Origin of the sequence: Rhodococcus sp. OK302 (genome assembly GCF_002245895.1) — a bacterium.
Lineage (GTDB): Bacteria > Actinomycetota > Actinomycetes > Mycobacteriales > Mycobacteriaceae > Rhodococcus_F.
Map to the genome: position 1 here is coordinate 696,160 of NZ_NPJZ01000001.1, position 19,087 is coordinate 715,246.

Consider the following 19,087-nt stretch of genomic DNA (forward strand, 5'->3'; position numbering starts at 1 on the left):
AAATTTATCGTCAGACGTCTGATGACTTGCTAGGCTCCCTGCAGTCAACCGGAGAGGTAGCCGTGTCCGACGAACATGCAGGTTCTGTACTGCGCAGCGGTCCGCTGGTACCGCAACTGGAACAGATATTCCGGTCGAGAATCCAACAGGCACAATGGGCTCCGACAACACGGATCCCCAGCGAAGCCGCACTTGCCACCGAACTGGGCGTCGGGCGTTCGTCCATCCGTGAAGCGATTCGCCTGCTGGCCCGTGACGGACTACTGGAAGTACGGCACGGCATCGGCACATTCGTCGCCGCTGAATCCGACCTCGAACATGCCGGCGAGTTCACCCGACTCCTCCGGCGATCACGTCTCCTCGAAGTTTTCGAGGTCCGACGCGCCTTGGAAGTCGAGGCTGCCAGGCTCGCAGCCGAGCGCGCACAACCTGCAGACCTGGAGAGGCTTCGACGCCAACTCTCCGTGCGCCACAGCCACTTCGAAGGCGATGTCGAGAAGTTCGTCGACGTAGACCTGGACTTTCACACCGAAGTGGTTCGACTGTCAGGGAATGCAGTTCTGCTTTCCCTGTTCGAGTCGGTGCGCCCGCTTCTTCGCGACACGCTTGTCGAATTGATGTCCAACGAAGTCGGAGTTCCCGACACTTCACATACCCACGACCAATTACTCACAGCACTGCAGGAGTCAGACCCGGACGCAGCGGTAGCCGCCACGCGGGAGAACATCGATACGGTCTTGCGGAAACTGCGCGTACTCGATAGTTAGAAAGGCCTCATCGACGTGCAACATTCTCACGGCACAGTGCTCTCGACAGAACACGTGGATTTGGTCCGCGGCGGCCGATACTTGTTGCGAGACATCACTATTTCTATCGAACCCGGCCAACACTGGGCACTGCTCGGCGCAAACGGCGCCGGCAAGAGCACGCTACTGAGCCTGTTCGGTGCGACCGAGCACCCCACCCGTGGTTCCGTCTTCGTGCTCGGCCACAGGTTGGGCCGTGTCGATATGCGTGAACTGCGAATGGACATCGGACACGTCAACCCGCGCCACACTATCGGGATTCCGATCACCGTCCGAAACGTCGTCGTCACCGGCCTGACCAACACCACCGAGATAATGCCGCGTTGGTCACCGACGCCCGAGCAATTAGCTCATGCCGACGCCTTGATCGACCTACTCGGCATGAGCCCACGTTCGGATGCACTGTGGCCCAACCTGTCTCAAGGTGAGCGCGGGCGAACCCTGATTGCCCGGGCTCTCATGGTCGAGCCCAGACTGCTCCTTCTCGACGAACCTGCCACCGGCCTCGACCTGGCTGCCCGCGAGCAACTGCTGACCGCACTGGACGATCTCCGTCACCAAAATCCGGCTCTGGCAAGCATTCTCGTGACTCATCACATCGAAGAAATTCCGAGCACGACGACGCATGCTCTGCTGATCAAGGATGGAATCATCATCGCGAACGGTCTCGCCGACGACGTGATCACAACGGAGAACATCAGCGAATGCTTCTCTCATCCCATTGAGATCGAGCGACGCAACCGGCGCTGGAATGCTCGGTCCCGGCCCCGTGAACTGATCTGAAAACACGTCAGAGTCGACGCGCACCCGGACCGTCTCTACCCAGTTCGTCGCCCGGGTTGAGGAGATTGCACGTTTTGAGAGACAGGCATCCGCAACCGATACATCCGGTCAGTTGCTCCTGGAGTCGGGCGATCGCCTGCTTGCGGTCCTCCAGTCGCTGATTCCATTCCTCGGAAATCCTGCTCCAGTCCTTCTTGTTGGGCGTACGACCCTCGGGGAGAGAGGCAAACACCTCTGCGACCTCTGCGAGTGGAATACCGAACCGGACAGCCAACTGGATCAACGACACCCGCCTGATCGCGTGGCGCGGAAACTTGCGCATATTACCGGCGGTCCGCTCGGCCGGAATCAGTCCGAGGCTCTCGTAGTACCGAACGGCCGACACCGCCGCACCCGTACGGGCGGACACCTCCCCGATGGAGAGAAGTTCGTCGCTCTTGCGGATCATCTTGCCTCCCAGCGGTAGTCCGAACTTGACCTCGAGCGTACTTGAGATTTTACAGTCATCAGCCGATATTCCCTCCCGATACCTCTATCGACACCAGGGTGAGTGCTGGTTTACTTCTGATTGTCTTGCCGTCGTAACGTGTATCGAAGTGGTGATCGCAGCCCGCATATTTTGTCACCGAAGGAGAGTTGAGCCGTGACCGAATCGAATGCAGCCCAGACCGGCGAAGGTTTCCCGAAGACCGGCGCGCCCGCACTGCGCGCTTTGCTGGGCGCGGGATACACCGAGCTATCGCAACTGACGTCGGTATCGGAAAAGGAACTGGCGAAGCTTCACGGCATGGGACCGAAAGCACTACGCATCCTTCGTGAAGCTCTCGCAGAACGAGGACTGACATTCGCCGAGAAATGACCGACCTTCACACAATGCTTGCCCGCACTTGATTTCCGCCTTCTCGCTTCGCTTGGTACATGGCGGAATCCGCGACGCGGAAGAGGGCAGCAACCATGTCGTCGACAGCCTCCTCGGAAGTTTGGGGCACTGTGCGAATCGCGATTCCGATGCTCGCACTTGTCTCGGGAACGTCGTTGTCCCCATTCATGGCGGCCGATATCCGGGTGGAAAGTTTGGCGACCGAACCGAAGGGCGCCCGTTCCAACACCACGAATTCGTCGCCTCCGACCCGTGCAATCAGGGCCGATTTCGACGTCCACAATTGAATACGCAACGCGGTCCGAATGATCGTGCTGTCACCGATGTCGTGGCCGTGTAGATCATTGATCTTCTTGAAGCGGTCGAGATCGATCACCACAACCAGTAGCGCATTCAATTCATTGATCTCGTCGCCCACGATGGCCGTTGCGCGACGGGAAAGCCCGCGGCGGTTGAGTAGACCGGTCAACGGATCCAATTCCGACGTGGTCGCATCGGAACTGAACATTGCCAGCATGATCTGGGAGACCACCGGAATGACATAAATGGTTGCGAGAGTGACACCGATTTTTGCAATACCCAACCCCCAGTCGGTGTTGTCCCCGAACAGGAGCGACCACCCGGCGGCCAGGGTCACAAGAGTGGCAAAGACCAGATGGCCGAGTTGCAGCTTCGGATTGTGGAAGAACGCGATGTAACCACCGATCGATGCGAACACCACGCAGCACAGCAGTCGTGCGAGCGGATCGATATCGCACGCCGCGGACAACGCTATCGCTATATCGGAGCCGAAAACGAACGTATACGACCACAACCTCGTGAGCGGCCGGAGCCACCAGATAACACCGGCGACCAGGCATGCCGAAGAAATAGCCAGGTTGACCGATCGCCAGAACGTTCCTTGCGGGCCTACTTCGCTCCAACGCATGACGATCAGGATGACGCCCATTCCGAATGCAGTTCCACCGACCAGAAGCCGGCACGCGACCACAAGACCTCTGTCTTCGAGGTAGCGCAGAAATGTATTGAACTGGTCGGGAAGTCGCCACCATACTGCGAGCAGCTCGATCAAGGCTTTCATTCAGCTACCACGTTTCCACCGCCGCAAATCCGCTGCATACGCCGAAGACATCCGTAACAGAAAGATTTCAGTGGTGATGCCGCCATAACTTGCAGCATAACGACTGTGACGAATACGACCAACCGTTCCTTCCGGTGTCGCCACTCCAAAACGAACGAAAACAGCAAGCATTCAGCTACGTCGAAGGTTAGCTACTTGCAGATCGATTAGTTCACAGCTTCGTACGCTGCCGATACGTACTCGGCTGACCGCTCCGACCCGAGCAAACCGGGGGAGGACCCCATTTTGTTCATCACGTACGAAATAGTCATGCGCCTGTCGGTGTCGATGATGACCTGAGAACCGCCCCAACCACCCCAGAAACAGATTCGCCCGGCCGGAATGAACGGGACGGACTCGGGCGTCGGCAATCCGAAGCCGACGCCGAATCGAATCGGAATACCCAAGACCAGATCAATTCCGTGCGACTGTTCTTCGAAAATCATGCCGATGGTCTCCTCGGACAGGAGTCGAACATCTCCGACCTTCCCTCCGCAGGCGATCACAGACTGAATGCGAGCCAGCGCCCGCGCATTGGAATGGCCATTGGCTGCCCCGATCTCGGCCGCGCGCCAACCGTCGGACTCCGAAGTTGCTGCGTCGGTCGGCGGCGCCGTGAAGGTCTTGACCATCACGCTGTCCATCCCGAGCGCGGCGAAGTCGATCGGCCGCGTCGGCCGCGGGGCAATGACGTTGGAGACGCGCCCGTACTCCGATTTCGGCAGTCCGAGTCGGAAATCTGCAGCCAGCGGACCGGCAATTTCTTCGTCGATGAATCGGCCGAGGGTGCGCCCGTCGATGCGCCGGACGACCTCGCCGATCAGATGTCCGTAGTTCTGGGCGTGATAGCCCGAGGCTGTGCCCGGCTCCCACCACGGCGCCTGCGTCGCCAATCGCGCTGTTGCATACTCGTCGTCGAAGATGTTCTCCACGGTGAACGGTTGATCCCATCCCGACACCCCTGACGTATGAGAGAGCAAGTGACGGACCTCGATCCGATCCTTACCGTTCGCTGCGAACTCGGGCCAGTACTGCGCGACCGGCGCGTGTAGGTCCAACAACCCGCGGTCGACCAACATCAGCGCTGCCAGTGCCGTCACAGTTTTAGTGGAGGACCACACGTTAGTGATCGTGTCCCGTTCCCACGGCGCGGTGTGTTCCGTATCAATCCAACCGCTCCACATGTCCACGACGAATTCCCCGTCGATCGTGACTGCAATGGACGCGCCGACGTCCTCGCCGGAAGCAATATTTCGTTCGAGCGCACTCCTCAGCTCGGAAAATCGTGGATCGCATACACCTTCGACACCGGTCACGAACAGCCTCCAGAAATTGAATGAAACTCGACCTCGACCTCGGACAACTGGATGAGTATGTGCCGAATTTCGACGTGATGTCAATCACTATCTGCCCGTCGTCATCGCTCAGACCAGCGCAATTCCCTGTGCGATTCGACGACGGAAATCCCAGAGACAAAAGTTGTAGGGGAACATCCGCACGATCTTCGGCGTGTACCGATTCACCCGGGCGACGACGCGCATCGATCGATCGAAATTGCGTTGACGCGTCGCGCTCCACGGCAGCCGCATCTCGTCGCGAAATGTCTGCGGAAGGAAGCCCGTAGTCACAAACCTGTTGAAAGGTCCGACTACCGGATGAAGGACCCGATGAGTGAACGACGCCGACGCAATTCCGTAGAGGTGCGCGCGGATCGTCTCGTCAATGCTGATCTTTTCCAGATTGTCGTTCCAGTAGACCTCGAAGGCGTCTCGGTCTGCCGGCCACATTTCACGGCGCATCTGCAACGTCGTGCCTAGCGTTGCACTGCGCTGATAAATCGCCTCGTGCGTTGCCCGATCCGGATTTCCGTACAAGATCTTGTAAACGTCTTCGAACCCCCGGTACAGGCAGGCCGCTACCCAGAGCTGGAGCTCGGGATCGAATGCGTTGTATTCGACCGGACTGTTCTCATCGGAGCGAACGTGCTTGTGCGCACCATTGACGGCATGCCGATATTTCTTCTTCTCCTCGTCAGTGGCGAGCGAGGCGACGGACAGATACGTCAGCGTCGTCCGAGTCCGCTTCACGGGATGACGGTCCAGGCGCCCGGTTTCGACCTTGCTCTCGTAGACGCCGTAACCCACTGCAGGCCTGCCCAATTGCATGATCACATTCGCTCCGGCAGCCAGTAACCCAAGGCCGGACATCGCTTTTTCGATCTCCGCGTCGACGTCGACACTTCGCGTCAATTCCTCGCCCGTCGTCATTCCTGCTCCCTCTGTGACCATATCTGCGAACATGCGTGATCAGATTAGTGAATCTTCGAAACGACAAGATGTCAAGATGGTCTACATGAATGACCAACCGCGCCCCTATGGCGGCGTCGACGGGGCACGTCGAGTGGAGCAACGACGTGAGTCCCTGATCGAGGCCGGCCTCGAACTGATGGGATCACCGGAACCTGAACTCACGGTTCGCGGAGTCTGCAAACAGGCTGGTGTCGCCGCCCGGTACTTCTACGAAAGCTTTGCCGACCGCGACGCGCTGATGTCGGCCGTGTACGACAGCGTTGTCACCGACATTGCGATATCCACCCAGGCTGCCGTAGACACCGCCGAATCCGAGCACGACAAGGCGGTTGCCGGCATCGCGAATATCGTCCAGACCATCGCGCGCGACCCTCGGCGCGGCCGCCTACTGTTCTCGACCGCCTTGACCAACCCGATACTTGCCAACCGACGTCGTGATTCGACGATGGCGTTTGTCGGACTCCTCGCCGGCAACGCCAAAACGTTCTACCGACTCGGGGACAGCAGACAACTGACCCTGACAGCCACCTTCTTGGTGGGTGGTCTCGCACAAACTCTCAGTGCCTGGCTCGACGGTTACATCGACGTCACGGAAGAAGAACTGGTATCCGAGTGCGCTGCAATCCTTCTCGCACCGTCAATGAATCAGCCGGACTAGTCCCAGATTCCGAGCTTGTCGAGATGGGCGAGGAGTCGCTCGGCACCGTCGGAGAACTGCACTCGCATCTGCCTGTCCACCTGCCCCAAGTCTCGCTTCTCGAAGGCCTCGATCAGCTTGTCGTGACTCTTCACTGCCAGCTCACCCCAGCCCGGATCAGTCGCGTACAGCCGAGCCGGCGTGTACCGGATAGCGCCGAAGAGGAACCAGCCCAGCTTGGCGCCGCCCGCCACTCGATTAATCAGACGGTGAAACTCGAACTCGCACTGCTCGATCGCCGTTGCATCGGAACGCTCGAGCGCATCTCGCAGCGCTGAGTTCAGTTGCACTAATTCGGCCAGATGCTCAGCGGTAATACCGTCGGTTGCTCGTAGCGCCAATTTGACCGCGATCTCACCCTGCAGCCAGAAGATGTCCTCGATGTCCTGTCGACTCAACGGACACACGATGTAACCCCGATGCGGCACCAGTTCGACCATTCCCTCGCCGCGCAAAGCGACGAGGGCCTCTCGCACCGGTGTCACACTCACACCGAGTTCTGCTGCAGTTTCATCCAATCGAATGAAGTCGCCCGGCCGCACGCCGCCCGACATGATCACGTTGCGAACGTGATTGGCGACGTCCTCGGACAGCTGCGGACGCCGTCTCAGAACAGGGTTCGCCGACCTAGAGCGTGCAGGCGCTGCCACAACCGATCCTCACAGTCCGTACGTCTTACCGATGATGTCTCGCTGAATCTCGTTGGTACCACCGTAAATGGAAGACACAAGAGTCTTCCGCACATGATGTTCCATGTCGAACTCAGTGGCGTAACCGTACCCGCCCATCATCTGCATGCCTTCGAGTGCCGCCTTCTTGGCGGTCTCGGTGAGCTTGAGCTTGGCCATCGATGCTTCTCGCGGAAACATCGTCGTCGGGTTGGCGTCAACCATCCGCGCGACGCTGTAGACCAGGAGCCGACCGCATTCGATTTCGGTGGCGAGGTCTGCGATCCGATGACGCAAAGCCTGGAACGATCCGACCGGCCTGCCGAATTGCTTACGGGTGGTGATGAATTCGAGAGTGTCATCGAATGCCCGCTGCGCCGTTCCCAGCATCATGGCCGCAAGAATGAGTCGTTCGATATTGAGTCCGGCCATCAGCTGCTTCCAACCGTTGCCCACCTCGCCGACCACCGCATCCTCCGGCAGGAACGTGTCCGTGAAGTAGAGGTCGTTGACCTCTTTGCCGCCCATGGTGTCGATGCCGCTGATCTTCAATCCGTCGACGTTCGCCGGGACGTGAAACATCGTCAGGCCCTCGTGCTTGCCTGCACCTCGGGAAGTGCGCGCCACCAGCAGAATGTTCTCGGCAAAATGGGCATTGGAACACCACGTCTTCTGACCGTTGATCAGCCACCCACCGTCAACCTTCTCGGCACGGCAACTGAGATTGCCGACGTCTGATCCGGCCTCGGGTTCCGACATCGAGATCGACTGCGACGCACCTCGAACGATGCCGCCGAGTACTTCCTTCTTCTGCGCCGGGCTACCGAATTTCTCGTACGCCGCACCCGTGATGACAGTAGGTCCGAGGCCGCCGATCGGAGCCATGCCCTTGGCCGCTTCTTCGAGGAATATGCACAGGTCAACTGTGCTGCCGGCGGATCCACCGAATTCTTCGGGGACGGTCAAGCCGAGCCAGCCCAATCCTGCCATCTTCTCGTAGAAGGCCTGGTTGTGGTTGTGTTCGCCGAAGTTGGTCAGTTGGTCGCGCTGACCCCGCGTGCCACTTTCCTTCTTACAGAATGCCGCGACGGATCGGGCGAAATCGGACTGTTCCTGCGTGAAATCCATGTACATCGACTGCTCCCGAGTGGTGTGATCTTGAGGGGGTTGTCGTTGCGCACTCCGGCGCATACTGTGACACCCAGCACAGTAAATCACATCACATATATGTGATGCGTCGAAACGTGGAGGACTCACCCAGATGACGGAACAACTCGGCAGCCAGAGCACATCGATCGATCCTCACGCCGACGACAACACCTTCGCCAGCTTCGATCCCCGAGACAACACTGTCATCGCTCGATACCCTGTTGCGGATCGAACCGCCGTCGACAATGCCGTCGGCACTGCCCGCACGGCCGCCCGGTGGTGGGATCAACTCGGATTCTCCGGACGACAAAAAGTGTTGCGGGACTTCCGCTCGGCAATCGCGAACAATGCAGAAGCGATGGCCGCGATCATCTCCGCCGAGACCGGAAAACCTGCCGACGACGCTGTCCTCGAGGTGATGCTGGCGCTCGAGCACCTCGACTGGGCTGCCCGCAATGCACAGAAGGTGCTGCGCCGCAGACGCGTCGGAGCCGGACTGATCAGCGCCAACCAATCAGCGTCGGTCGGCTACCGCCCGATGGGTGTCGTCGGAGTCATCGGCCCGTGGAACTATCCGCTCTACACCCCGATGGGATCAATCGGTTACGCCCTGGCTGCCGGAAATGCCGTCATCTTCAAACCCAGCGAACTCTCGCCCGGAGTGGGTATCGAACTGGCACGCCTGTGGAACATTGCCGCACCGGGTCACCCTGTCCTGCAAACCATTACCGGGGACGGACAGACCGGCGCATTGCTGTGTTCGTCCGGAGTGGACAAGATCGCATTCACCGGATCAACAGCAACCGCCAAACGGGTCATGGCGACGTGTGCCGAAACCCTGACCCCGCTGGTCGCCGAATGCGGCGGCAAGGACGCCATGCTGGTGAACTCCGACGCCAATCTTGATGCAGCAGTCAGCTTTGCGGCCTTCGGCGCCGTCGGCAACGGCGGACAGACATGCGCCGGCGTCGAGCGCATCTATGTCGCAGCCCCGGTCTACGACGCATTTCTTTCCAAACTCACGACAGCCCTGACCGATGCACATGCCGGAGATAGCGATTCCGCGACATACGGGCCCATGACACTGGGCAAGCAGACCGCGATTGTCCGAGGACATGTCGAGGACGCCCTCAATCGGGGAGCGAAAGCCGTTCTCGGCGGACTCGATTCCTTCCGTGGCCCGTTCATCGACCCCATCATCTTGACCGAAGTACCCGAGAACTCCACCGCGATCACAGAAGAAACCTTCGGCCCCAGCGTCGTCGTGAACAAAGTGGAGGACATGGACGAAGCAATCGAACGGGCCAACGCATCCAAATACGGCTTGGGAGCCTCCGTGTTCACCAAAAGCTCCGCGCAGGGGCGAGCAATTGCCGAGCGTCTCGAATGTGTTGTTGTCACAGTCAATTCGGTTCTCGGGTTCGCCTCGATCGCGGCACTGCCCTTCGGTGGCGTCGGCGATTCCGGATTCGGCAGAATTCACGGGGCAGACGGCTTGCGCGAATTCAGCAGCGTCAAGTCCGTTGCCGTACAGAGGTTCAACGCCCCACTCGACCTGCTGACCATCGAACGCAAAGCCCGCGCCATGAAGATATCCCGCTGGATGTTGGCGAAGCGGCACGGCTGAGACTGGCCGGCACGACCACTTCCCCACCACCGAATTGAGCGAAAGTGCCGTTCGGCGCATCCAAGGCGCCCAACGGCACTTTCGCTCGGAATGGATTCCCGGCAATCACGGTGGTCGAACTTCTGGTTGGATGAACACCGGAAGCAACGCATCAAAGGGGTAGCAACTGTGGTTTCAGATCCCATCACCGGCCTGGAAACGGAACTCGCCGACATGTGGCAACGGGGTCGTGCTCGCTCCCGGAAGTATGCCCGGGCAATTCATCCGAAGCTGGATCCGGCGCTCTACCCTGTTCTGGTCATCCTGAACCGGAACAAAGCCGTTCGCATGTCCGAGCTGATCTCGACGCTCGACATCGAGAAATCCACCCTGACAAGGCAGATCAATGCTGCTGAGCGCCTCGGACTGGTCGAGCGGATTCCGGATCCCGACGACGCCCGCGCCAAACTGGTGGCGTTGACGCCTGACGCCAAAACGAAACTGAGCAACATCCAGAACCGTCAGATCGACGAGTGGCGTGCCCGTCTGGCCACCTGGAAGCCCGAGGACATCGTCACGCTGACGTCATTGCTCCGACGCCTCGGCAATTCGGAGAACTAATCCCAAAACAGTTGCGCACTGCAACCAACTTGTCTTATAGTTGCAATATTCAACTAGACGAGGAGCGGCGATGGTCACACCCGAAACAGCCGAGTCCGTCATACACAGCCTGCGTGCGCTCGTGCGACGGCATCGCGAAATCGCATGGGCCGGATCCCATGGACAAACACGCGGCGCGCTTCCTGAGGCAATGGGCGCACTGCTCTCACTGATGTCTGCAGACGAGGTGAGCAGAACTACCGAACTAGCCGCAAAATTGCGAATCACCGCGTCAACCCTCAGTCGACACGCAGCACAGGCCGAAGACGCCGGATACCTCCAGCGCCAAGCAGACCCGAACGACGGTAGGGCATCACTGCTCTCACTCACCCCTTCGGGAAAACAAGCACTCGCTGTCCATCGGCGGGCGCACACGCAACGACTCCTCACGCACCTGCATGACTGGACCGAAGAAGAGGCCGCCGAACTGGCGCGATCACTCGAGCGCCTCCGCCGGTCCACCTGTGAAAACGCAACAACTCTCCGTTGACGAACCTTCGTCGATTCTCTCTTTTTCCACAGCTCGAATAATTCTCCGATGCAAGGAAACTCATGGATACAGCCAAGTCCACGGACGCTCCACCGTCGTCACCAACACCGGCTTCACCAACACTGCCGCCCGAAGCCCCGATGACACACAAGCAGAAGATCGAAGCGCTCGTCGGGCTGCTTCTCGGCATGTTCGTTGCATTCCTGTCATCGACCATCGTGTCAAATGCATTGCCTACCATCATTACCGAGCTTCACGGCACCCAGGATCAATACACCTGGGTCGTGACGGCAACCCTGTTGGCTTCCACCGCAACAACTCCCATCTGGGGAAAGTTCTCCGATCTGGTCAGCAAGAAACTGCTTGTCCAGCTGTCCATCACGCTCTTCACCATCGGTTCCGTTCTGGCCGGACTGTCACAATCCGTGGGCATGCTGATCGGATTCCGCGCAATCCAGGGCCTCGGCCTCGGCGGTCTGCAGGCACTGGTCATCATCGTTATCGCCGCAATGTTCAGTCCCCGTGAACGTGGCCGCTACCAGGGCCCCATTGCAGCAGTCATGTCGATTGCCACGGTTGCAGGCCCACTGATCGGCGGCGTCATCGTCGACACCAGCTGGCTCGGCTGGCGCTGGACGTTCTTTGTCGGCGTTCCCCTCGCAGTCATCGCACTGATCGTCGTTCAACGAACCCTGAACCTTCCTGTCGTCAAGAAGGACGTCAGCATCGACTACGCCGGCGCGACGCTCATCGCCACCGGAGTCAGCACTCTTCTCATCTGGGTCACCTTGGCCGGCAAGAACTTCGAGTGGGCATCGGGAATGTCCTTCTTCCTGGTGGGCCTCGGAATCGTTCTTCTGGCAGTAGCAATCTGGGTGGAAAGCAAAGTCGAGGAACCCATCATCCCCCTGCGCTTGTTCCGTGATCGCACCACCACACTCGCGACGCTCGCCAGCATCGCCGTCGGTGTCGCAATGTTCGGCGGCGCAGTATTCCTCGGGCAGTACTTCCAGATCGCACGCGGGTACTCACCCACCGTCGCCGGGCTCCTGACGCTGCCGATGGTGATCGGTTCCCTTCTCTCGTCCGGAATCTCGGGATCACTCATCACCAAGTTCGGCCGCTGGAAGGGCTTCCTCGTTGCCGGCTCGCTGGCAATGTCCGTGGGATTCTTCCTCCTGTCCACAATCGATCACACAACACCGATGGTGCAGGTCGGATTCTTCCTCTTCGTCCTTGGCGCCGGCATGGGCATGGTGATGCAGAACCTTGTACTCGCAGTGCAGAACACAGTGGCACCCAGCGATCTGGGAACAGCCAGTTCCACAGTCTCGTTCTTCCGTTCGCTCGGTGGCGCTGCCGGCGTCTCCGTACTGGGCGCAGTTCTTTCCACGCATGTTGCAAACCTGACAACCAGCGGATTGAGCGCGCTCGGCATCGACATGAGTTCAGCCGGCGGATCCGGCGCCGGACTGTCGAACCTCAAGGAACTGCCCGAGGCCGTGGCCGATGTCGTCCGCGCGTCGTACGGCGACGGAACCGCACGAATCTTCTTCATCGCGGGAATTCTGGCCCTGCTCAGCCTCTTTGCCATCGTCTTCATCAAAGAGAAGGCTCTGCGAACGGAGAGTGGTGACGAACAGTTGATCGCGAAACTCACTGCTACCGAAGAAGTCGATATCGAATCGGAAGCGGTAGTTCTGACCGGCGCGACCTCCGAAGACGTGGGCTCCCGACGATAGAGAACCGCAGCAAAAAACTTCGCCCCGGGACACTCGAGTGTCCCGGGGCGAAGTTTGCTTATTGAGCGCGAACGATTGAAGGTTGCGGCTCTCTAGGTTGCAGCGATAACTCCGGCGACGGGAATGCCGGCGCCCACTGCCATCCGGAAGTCGATCATTGCCCGCTCGACATGGTTGGCACTCGAGACGACAACAACACCGCTTGCCCGGCGATCAGCGAGAATCTGCGCGGTGTTCTGCGCATTCTGGACCGTCGACCCGGACCGGCCTTCTTCGGTGATCCTTCCGGGATTGATACCGTTGGCAACAAGCCAGTCACGCATCGCCTTCGCCTCGGTAATACCGGACTTAGGCGCGCCGCCACTGGTGATGATCGGCGCCGCTGGATACTGATTCGCGACCTCCAGCGCAGCCTGCAGTCTCTCGACCAGCATCGGACGCATCGTGCCGTCGTCGAACAGTCCGGCACCGAGCACGACGATATTGGTCCCCGCCGGGTTGAGATCTAGCAGGAGTGGAGACCGGCGAGTCAAGGACTCTGCACCAGTACACACCACAACCACCTCTCGAACTGGGGATTGGCACCCCCCGAAGACGGAGAGAACACCGTTGACCACGGTGACCGGTGTTATATCTGCACTCGCCGTTGCCGGCGAAAGTCCCACCCCCGCCGCCGCCACCAAAGCTGCTGCAGCGATTCCCTTCAACACAGATGTGCGCACATTGACCATCAAGCTGACTCCCCTGAATTGTCGGATGTCACGCCACGGTATCGGCAAGACACTCGGATATCGCACTTTTGATCGGATTGTTACGCAACCGATGGGGCGATGCATATCCGTTCGAGTCGAACACAGCGACTTTCGTCGTCGAGCACAGCGACCTTCGTCGTCGAGCACAGCGACCTTCGCTGTCTAGCACAGCCGATCAGGAAGCAGACAGGACTCGCACATCACCTAATTCTCTGGTGCACAAAGGAATTTACCGCATCTCGCGACTCTCCAATCTGTTGCAAATCGGAAGTAAAGGTTTGGCGATGCGCTTCCGTAGACGCAGCTCAAACTGCCCTCGCAAAGGTCACAAATGGTGACCACACTATTCTCGCTCGACACTTTAGGTCAATTGACCTAAAGTGGCAGCATGACCGATTCCCTGCACCACAGGTCCGACGCACCGATCCTGATCGTCGGGGGGTACGGAACCGTCGGCACCGCATTGACGAACCTTGCTGCGCCCGAATTTCCGCTTCTGCTCGCCGGTCGAAATCCCGCCGACGGCGCTGAACTCGCTAGAACACAAGGAGTTTCGGTAAGACGCTGGGATCTCGGCGACCCCACCCCGTTCGACGCCACAGTCCGTGCAGTCGTCTCGACAGTCAATGATCCACACGACCGCGTTCTACGAGCGTGCATAGAAGCCGCGGTCCCGTACATCGATGTAACTAGGTGGACCGGAAGGCTTGCCCGTGCAGCAACTCTGGCAGGGCATCTGGCGCCCACCAGTCCGGTCTACCTGTCATCAGGGTGGATGGGCGGAGTAACCAATCTTGTTGCTGCGGCACTGGTTCACGAACTCGGAGCTGCCGATGAGATCACCACTTCGATCCGCTACGACACCAATGACAAGGCCGGCCGCGATTCAGTCGACTTCATTGACCGTCTCGGCCAGGACTACGAAGTGATGCTGCGCGGCAACCCGATCACCGTCAGCCCGCTGACTGATACCACGTGGGTCGAATTTCCGGGATCCAGAACCAAAGTGGCGCGTATCGACACACCCGAGCAGCTCACGTTTCCACTCACCCTGAACGTCGAAACAGCCACGACCAGAATCGGATTCAGCTCGAACGTGTCCACAAACCTACTGCTCGCGGCCAAGAAGGCCGGACTGTTCCGGTGGGGACGCGGCGACAGATTCACGCCGCTACGCCGAGCGCTCCTCTACTCACCCGGCACCGGCGGCAGCGCACAAATCCGGATCGATGTGTCCGGGCCTCATGGCGCCGCGAGTGCCGTCGTGGTCGATCCAAACGGTCAAGCACACCTGACAGCAGTGGGAGGATACCTCGCACTACGACGCGTCCTCGGAACCGAAATGCACCCCGGAATTGCTTTCCCCGAATCGGTTCCGCATCCGGAACGCATCATCGGCGAACTCGAGAAACACGGAGTGGCAGTATTGCGGACATGACACTCTCGAAGGGAGCCGCCCGGGCGGCAGCGATTCTCGACGCCGCCGAGGAAGTCCTGATCACTGCGGGCAATGCGCACTCGGCGATGCGCGACTTTGCCGCCGCCGCGGGCATTCGTGTCGGCCATCTTCAGCATTACTTCCCTACCCGGGCAGATCTCATACGGGCGATCATGTCGCGCGCACTCGAACGTTCACTCGCACGGCTTACTGCTACGACGAACACCTGGACAGAGGCTGCATCCGATACACAGATCACACGGGCCGATTCCGAAAGGCTCATCCTCGTTCTGCTCTCCGAGCAGGAGGACCCGGCGACTGTTCGGCTGTACGTCGAAGTGTGGTCCCTTGCCTCTGTCGATACCGAGATCGCTGCAGTCGTTCGAGACTTCTACCGGCAGTATGTCGCTCACGTGGCCCGGATTGTCGCTCGGGCGCAGCCCGACCTCGATTCCGTCGCACTCCGCGGGCGAGCCGAGTCAGTGGTAAGCGTTCTCGAAGGTTCGTCAGTCCTTCGTTCAGGCATCGCCGACCTCCGGTCGGAATCGACCGACGCCATTCTTGTGCAAACGCTGCAGTATCTGATTCACGGGTCGTGACGCGCACGTATCGTAATCGCATGAGCGTTGCACACGAATGGAGCCGGATCACCGAATGGTGCGGTACACACGCACCGGTGACGGCTGCTGCGATGCAGCCGGGATTGTCCGAGAACACTATCGCCGAATACGAGGCGTCCACCGGGTTCGATTGGCCCGCGGAACTCAAAGATCTCTACCGCCTGCAGAACGGCAGCGTAACGCACGACGATCGCACCGGCTTGTTTCTCGGCAGCGTTCTGCCCGACAAGTTCCTCTATCCCCTCGACGTAGCCGTAGAGATCCGACTCAACCTCCTCGAAGCCTGGGACGAAACCATCTACGAGAATGTGGAGCTGTATGCCGAGGACGAGATGGATCTGCGCGACGCGGACGAAGCCGGTACTGCGGCAAGCATGTTCATCCCTTCGTACGTTCCGTTTGCCGGCCTCGACGAGTATCACTACTTTGTCGACACTCGGGCGGGCGCTCTACACAACTGCGTCGCCGAGTACGGGCAGGAATCCCTGGACACCGGTGGCCCCATCTGGGCCTCCATCTCGGTAATGTTGGCGGCTCACGCGAGCGCTCTCGAAGAGGGTTCTGTGCTCGGAGTCTGGAAACCCGTTGTGAGCAAAGGCGTTTTGGAATGGGAAGTCGAAGTATGAGTTCACCGCATCGCCAGGACCGTCGAGTGCTGGCCGACGGTCGCGAGATCATCTACTTCGACGACGTCGGCACCGATCGAGCACATGACGCCCCCGATCTGCGGGAGCTACCGGCGGCCACCCATCACTCGGCTATGCGTTTCGACGCGATCGTAGGCGAGTGGATCACCATCGCGTCACATCGCATGACCCGCACACACCTACCGTCTCTGGCCGACTGTCCACTGTGCCCGACCAGCGAAACCGGCACAGCCACTGAGATACCCGATGCGCAGTACGACGTCGCAGTGTTCGAGAACCGATTTCCCAGCTTCGCATTCGGCGCGGAGACCGACACCAACGAAACACGCCTCGGTTTGCTCGATCGTCCCGCGGACGGCCGCTGTGAAGTGTTGTGCTTTTCGAGCGATCACACTGCGTCCGTAGCCGATCTTCCACTCGCCCGCATGAAGACGATCATCTCGGCCTGGATTGCTCGCACTGAAGAGCTTTCCGCTGTGCCGGGGGTCGAGCAGGTATTCTGCTTCGAGAATCGGGGCGAGGAGATCGGCGTAACTCTCCGTCACCCCCACGGCCAGATCTATGCGTATCCGTATGTGACACCGCGGACAGAAGCCATTTCCATCCAGGCCGACAAGCACTTTCAGCGCACCGGTCGCTCACTGCTCCGCGACGTACTCGACTTCGAGCGTGCCGCCGGCACACGCGTGGTCTACAGCGGCGAACACTGGACTGCGTACGTACCCGTCGCAGCGCGGTGGCCGATCGAAATCCACCTGGCTCCCCATCGCGACGTCCCGGACCTCCCCGCACTGAACACGGATGAGCGCGCAGAACTCGCCGTGGTCTACCAGGATCTCCTGCGCCGCATCGACCACTTCTACCCGGAAGTTGATCAGGTTCCGTACATCGCGGCCTGGCACCAGGCGCCGGTTCGAATCAATCGCTCTCTGAGTCGCCTTCACCTGCAACTGTTCTCGATCTTGCGGGCGCCGGGCAAACTCAAGTATCTCGCCGGATCCGAATCAGCGATGGGAGCATGGGTCAACGACGCCGTACCCGAAAACGTGGCCGCCCGCTTGAGGGAGTTAGCGCTGTGAACTCACTGAAAAGTGCTGTGCAACAATCATTTTTTGCAACCTTCGGCTACGAGCCGGCTGGTGTATGGTCCGCCCCCGGCCGCGTCAACTTGATCGGCGAACACACCGATTACAACGCCGGACTCTGCTTACCAGTGGCCCTCGAACACCGCACCTACGTTGCCGCCGCACTGCGCGCCGACAGTCTGGTGCGGATCCACAGCCGGCAATCCGCAACCGCCCACGAAGGCGATTTCGGCGTACTCGGACACGGCTGGGCTGCCTATCCCACAGCAGTTCTGTGGGCACTCGGATTCGACAACATCGGCATCGATCTCTACCTCGACTCTTCAGTACCCGTAGGCGCCGGACTCTCCAGCTCCGCAGCACTCACCTGCTCAGTAGCATTGGCCGTCAACGAACTTCACGGAAATCCCTTCTCCCGCCATCAACTCGCCGAAGCCTGTATCCGTGCCGAAAACGAAGGGGTCGGAGCCCCCACCGGCGGGATGGACCAGACCATCGCACTCTTCGCCCGGCCCGCAACAGCACTTCTCCTGGACTGCCGAGACAACTCCACCGAACACATACCCTTCGACCTACCGTCCACCGGTTTCGAACTCATCGTCATCGACACCGGGGTCAAACATTCCCTCGCCGACGGCCAATACGGACTGCGCCGAACCCAGTGCGCCGACGCAGCACAAATCCTCGGCGTCAGTAGTTTGCGCGAGGCAACCCTCGACCAGGTCGAATCACTGGACGACGCAGTCCTTCGGTCCCGGGCCCGCCACGTCGTCTCCGAAAACGAGCGGGTGTGGGGCGTCGGGAAGCTCTTGCGTGAGAACCGGGTGGGTGAGATCGGCTCACTCCTCGACAGTTCTCACGCTTCGTTGCGTGACGACTTCGAAGTCTCCTGCCCCGAACTCGACGCGGCGGTCGACGCCGCGCGCCGGGGCGGCGCCGTGGGCGCCAGAATGACCGGCGGCGGGTTCGGCGGAAGCGCCATCGCGCTCGCCCCCGTTGGTAAATTCCGAAATATACGACAAAATGTAGTAGATGCCTATATTCGCAGGTCACTGCCATCGCCGCGGTTCTTTCACGCGGTACCGTCAGGCTCCGCCCATCGGGACTGAGAGCCGCCTCACATAAATAGTCATTTCAGATGCGAATTATGTAGGTTCAAGTCATGCAACTGACGCAGTTCACCGATCTGGGGTTGCGCGTCGTCATGCGGCTAGCCGTACTCGACGCCGACGCCTCCCCCAGCACCCGGCTGATTGCCCAGCAGCTCAATGTGTCCTACGCCCACACAACCAAGGTTGTTACTCGCCTCGGCGAGCTGGGCATCGTCAATACCAAACGTGGCCGCAGCGGTGGACTTTCCATCACCGAACTCGGCCGCACCGCCACCATCGGTTGGCTCGCCAGACGCCTCGAAGGGCCCGGCGAGGTGGTCGACTGTGAAGGCGACAAGCCGTGCCCCCTACGCGGTGGATGCCTTCTTCGCAGCGCATTGCACGACGCGCAAGAAGCGTTCTTCGCCTCACTCGACGGTGTCACGATCGCAGACGTGACACGCCAGCCGTCCAAGACTGTTCTCCTTCGTCTCACCACTCGGAGTGACGAAGCAGGCTGAACACCAACGAATTTCGACCGAAC

The 19,087-nt window shown here is 59.8% G+C and carries 21 protein-coding genes; 14 read left to right on the forward strand and 7 right to left on the reverse strand.

What is annotated here, in order from left to right; all coding sequences use genetic code 11:
* The first annotated feature begins 62 nt into the window (after nt 1-62).
* Both BDB13_RS03205 and BDB13_RS03210 read left to right on the forward strand, forming a co-directional pair.
* Nucleotides 63-767 (forward strand): FadR/GntR family transcriptional regulator, encoded by a 705-nt coding sequence (locus tag BDB13_RS03205; RefSeq protein WP_094270375.1) that lies wholly within the window; start codon nt 63-65, stop codon nt 765-767.
* Nucleotides 768-782: 15 nt separating this feature from the next.
* Entirely contained in the window at nt 783-1,589 is an 807-nt protein-coding gene (locus BDB13_RS03210; protein ID WP_094270376.1) for an ABC transporter ATP-binding protein, read from the forward strand.
* A 7-nt stretch (nt 1,590-1,596) separates the two neighbouring features.
* Here BDB13_RS03210 and soxR read toward each other — a convergent pair whose 3' ends face one another.
* Entirely contained in the window at nt 1,597-2,037 is a 441-nt protein-coding gene (soxR, locus tag BDB13_RS03215; RefSeq protein WP_094270377.1) for a redox-sensitive transcriptional activator SoxR, read from the reverse strand.
* Between the two features lie 195 nt (nt 2,038-2,232).
* Here soxR and BDB13_RS03220 point away from each other — a divergent pair, with 195 nt between their 5' ends.
* Nucleotides 2,233-2,448 carry a DNA-binding protein gene (locus tag BDB13_RS03220; RefSeq protein ID WP_094270378.1) on the forward strand — a complete coding sequence of 72 codons (216 nt, stop codon included), beginning with the start codon at nt 2,233-2,235 and terminating at the stop codon, nt 2,446-2,448.
* Between the two features lie 7 nt (nt 2,449-2,455).
* On the opposite strand, the gene BDB13_RS03225 is transcribed toward BDB13_RS03220, so the two are convergent.
* The 3 genes from BDB13_RS03225 to BDB13_RS03235 form a co-directional block, all read right to left on the reverse strand.
* Entirely contained in the window at nt 2,456-3,550 is a 1,095-nt protein-coding gene (locus BDB13_RS03225) for a GGDEF domain-containing protein (RefSeq protein ID WP_094270379.1), read from the reverse strand.
* 206 nt (nt 3,551-3,756) lie between these two features.
* Nucleotides 3,757-4,905 (reverse strand): serine hydrolase domain-containing protein, encoded by a 1,149-nt coding sequence (locus BDB13_RS03230; protein WP_094270380.1) that lies wholly within the window; start codon nt 4,903-4,905, stop codon nt 3,757-3,759.
* A gap of 108 nt (nt 4,906-5,013) precedes the next feature.
* Nucleotides 5,014-5,856: an oxygenase MpaB family protein gene (locus BDB13_RS03235; RefSeq protein WP_094274639.1), complete on the reverse strand. Its 843-nt coding sequence runs from the start codon at nt 5,854-5,856 to the stop codon at nt 5,014-5,016.
* 76 nt (nt 5,857-5,932) lie between these two features.
* Between BDB13_RS03235 and BDB13_RS03240 the strand changes: the two genes are divergently transcribed.
* A complete protein-coding gene (locus tag BDB13_RS03240; protein WP_176459514.1) occupies nt 5,933-6,556 on the forward strand; it encodes a TetR/AcrR family transcriptional regulator in 624 nt (207 codons plus the stop codon).
* Here BDB13_RS03240 and BDB13_RS03245 read toward each other — a convergent pair.
* The gene (locus tag BDB13_RS03245) at nt 6,553-7,245 is read right to left on the reverse strand and encodes a GntR family transcriptional regulator (protein ID WP_094270381.1); all 693 of its coding nucleotides are present in this window, start codon (nt 7,243-7,245) and stop codon (nt 6,553-6,555) included. The two genes, BDB13_RS03240 and BDB13_RS03245, sit on opposite strands and share 4 nt — an antisense overlap.
* A gap of 9 nt (nt 7,246-7,254) precedes the next feature.
* Complete coding sequence (locus tag BDB13_RS03250) at nt 7,255-8,397, reverse strand: acyl-CoA dehydrogenase family protein (RefSeq protein ID WP_094270382.1); 1,143 nt, start codon at nt 8,395-8,397, stop codon at nt 7,255-7,257.
* 127 nt (nt 8,398-8,524) lie between these two features.
* Between BDB13_RS03250 and BDB13_RS03255 the strand changes: the two genes are divergently transcribed.
* From BDB13_RS03255 to BDB13_RS03270, 4 genes are all read left to right on the forward strand, one after another.
* Complete coding sequence (locus BDB13_RS03255; RefSeq protein ID WP_094270383.1) at nt 8,525-10,039, forward strand: aldehyde dehydrogenase family protein; 1,515 nt, start codon at nt 8,525-8,527, stop codon at nt 10,037-10,039.
* Nucleotides 10,040-10,207: 168 nt separating this feature from the next.
* Entirely contained in the window at nt 10,208-10,639 is a 432-nt protein-coding gene (locus tag BDB13_RS03260; RefSeq protein WP_094270384.1) for a MarR family winged helix-turn-helix transcriptional regulator, read from the forward strand.
* A 70-nt stretch (nt 10,640-10,709) separates the two neighbouring features.
* A complete protein-coding gene (locus BDB13_RS03265) occupies nt 10,710-11,168 on the forward strand; it encodes a MarR family winged helix-turn-helix transcriptional regulator (RefSeq protein ID WP_094270385.1) in 459 nt (152 codons plus the stop codon).
* A 140-nt stretch (nt 11,169-11,308) separates the two neighbouring features.
* Nucleotides 11,309-12,910, forward strand: a complete 1,602-nt coding sequence (locus BDB13_RS03270; protein WP_094274641.1) for a DHA2 family efflux MFS transporter permease subunit — start codon at nt 11,309-11,311, stop codon at nt 12,908-12,910.
* 92 nt (nt 12,911-13,002) lie between these two features.
* Here the strand turns inward: BDB13_RS03270 and BDB13_RS03275 are convergent, their stop codons facing one another.
* Entirely contained in the window at nt 13,003-13,641 is a 639-nt protein-coding gene (locus BDB13_RS03275; protein WP_094270386.1) for a YdcF family protein, read from the reverse strand.
* Nucleotides 13,642-14,050: 409 nt separating this feature from the next.
* On the opposite strand from BDB13_RS03275, the gene BDB13_RS03280 reads away from it, so the two are divergent.
* The 6 genes from BDB13_RS03280 to BDB13_RS03305 are packed head-to-tail and all read left to right on the forward strand — an operon-like array spanning nt 14,051 to nt 19,064.
* On the forward strand, nt 14,051-15,100 hold the full coding sequence (locus BDB13_RS03280) for a saccharopine dehydrogenase family protein (RefSeq protein WP_094270387.1): 1,050 nt from the start codon (nt 14,051-14,053) through the stop codon (nt 15,098-15,100).
* Nucleotides 15,097-15,699, forward strand: coding sequence for a TetR/AcrR family transcriptional regulator (locus BDB13_RS03285; protein ID WP_094270388.1), 603 nt, complete (start codon nt 15,097-15,099; stop codon nt 15,697-15,699). The genes BDB13_RS03280 and BDB13_RS03285 overlap by 4 nt, the downstream gene beginning before the upstream one ends.
* A 20-nt stretch (nt 15,700-15,719) precedes the next feature.
* The gene (locus tag BDB13_RS03290; protein WP_094270389.1) at nt 15,720-16,346 is read left to right on the forward strand and encodes an SMI1/KNR4 family protein; all 627 of its coding nucleotides are present in this window, start codon (nt 15,720-15,722) and stop codon (nt 16,344-16,346) included.
* Nucleotides 16,343-17,446: a galactose-1-phosphate uridylyltransferase gene (galT, locus tag BDB13_RS03295; RefSeq protein ID WP_094270390.1), complete on the forward strand. Its 1,104-nt coding sequence runs from the start codon at nt 16,343-16,345 to the stop codon at nt 17,444-17,446. The genes BDB13_RS03290 and galT overlap by 4 nt, the downstream gene beginning before the upstream one ends.
* Nucleotides 17,443-18,561, forward strand: coding sequence for a galactokinase (gene galK, locus BDB13_RS03300; protein ID WP_254922686.1), 1,119 nt, complete (start codon nt 17,443-17,445; stop codon nt 18,559-18,561). The genes galT and galK overlap by 4 nt, the downstream gene beginning before the upstream one ends.
* A 53-nt stretch (nt 18,562-18,614) precedes the next feature.
* Nucleotides 18,615-19,064, forward strand: a complete 450-nt coding sequence (locus tag BDB13_RS03305; protein WP_094270392.1) for an RrF2 family transcriptional regulator — start codon at nt 18,615-18,617, stop codon at nt 19,062-19,064.
* Nucleotides 19,065-19,087 lie beyond the last annotated feature (23 nt).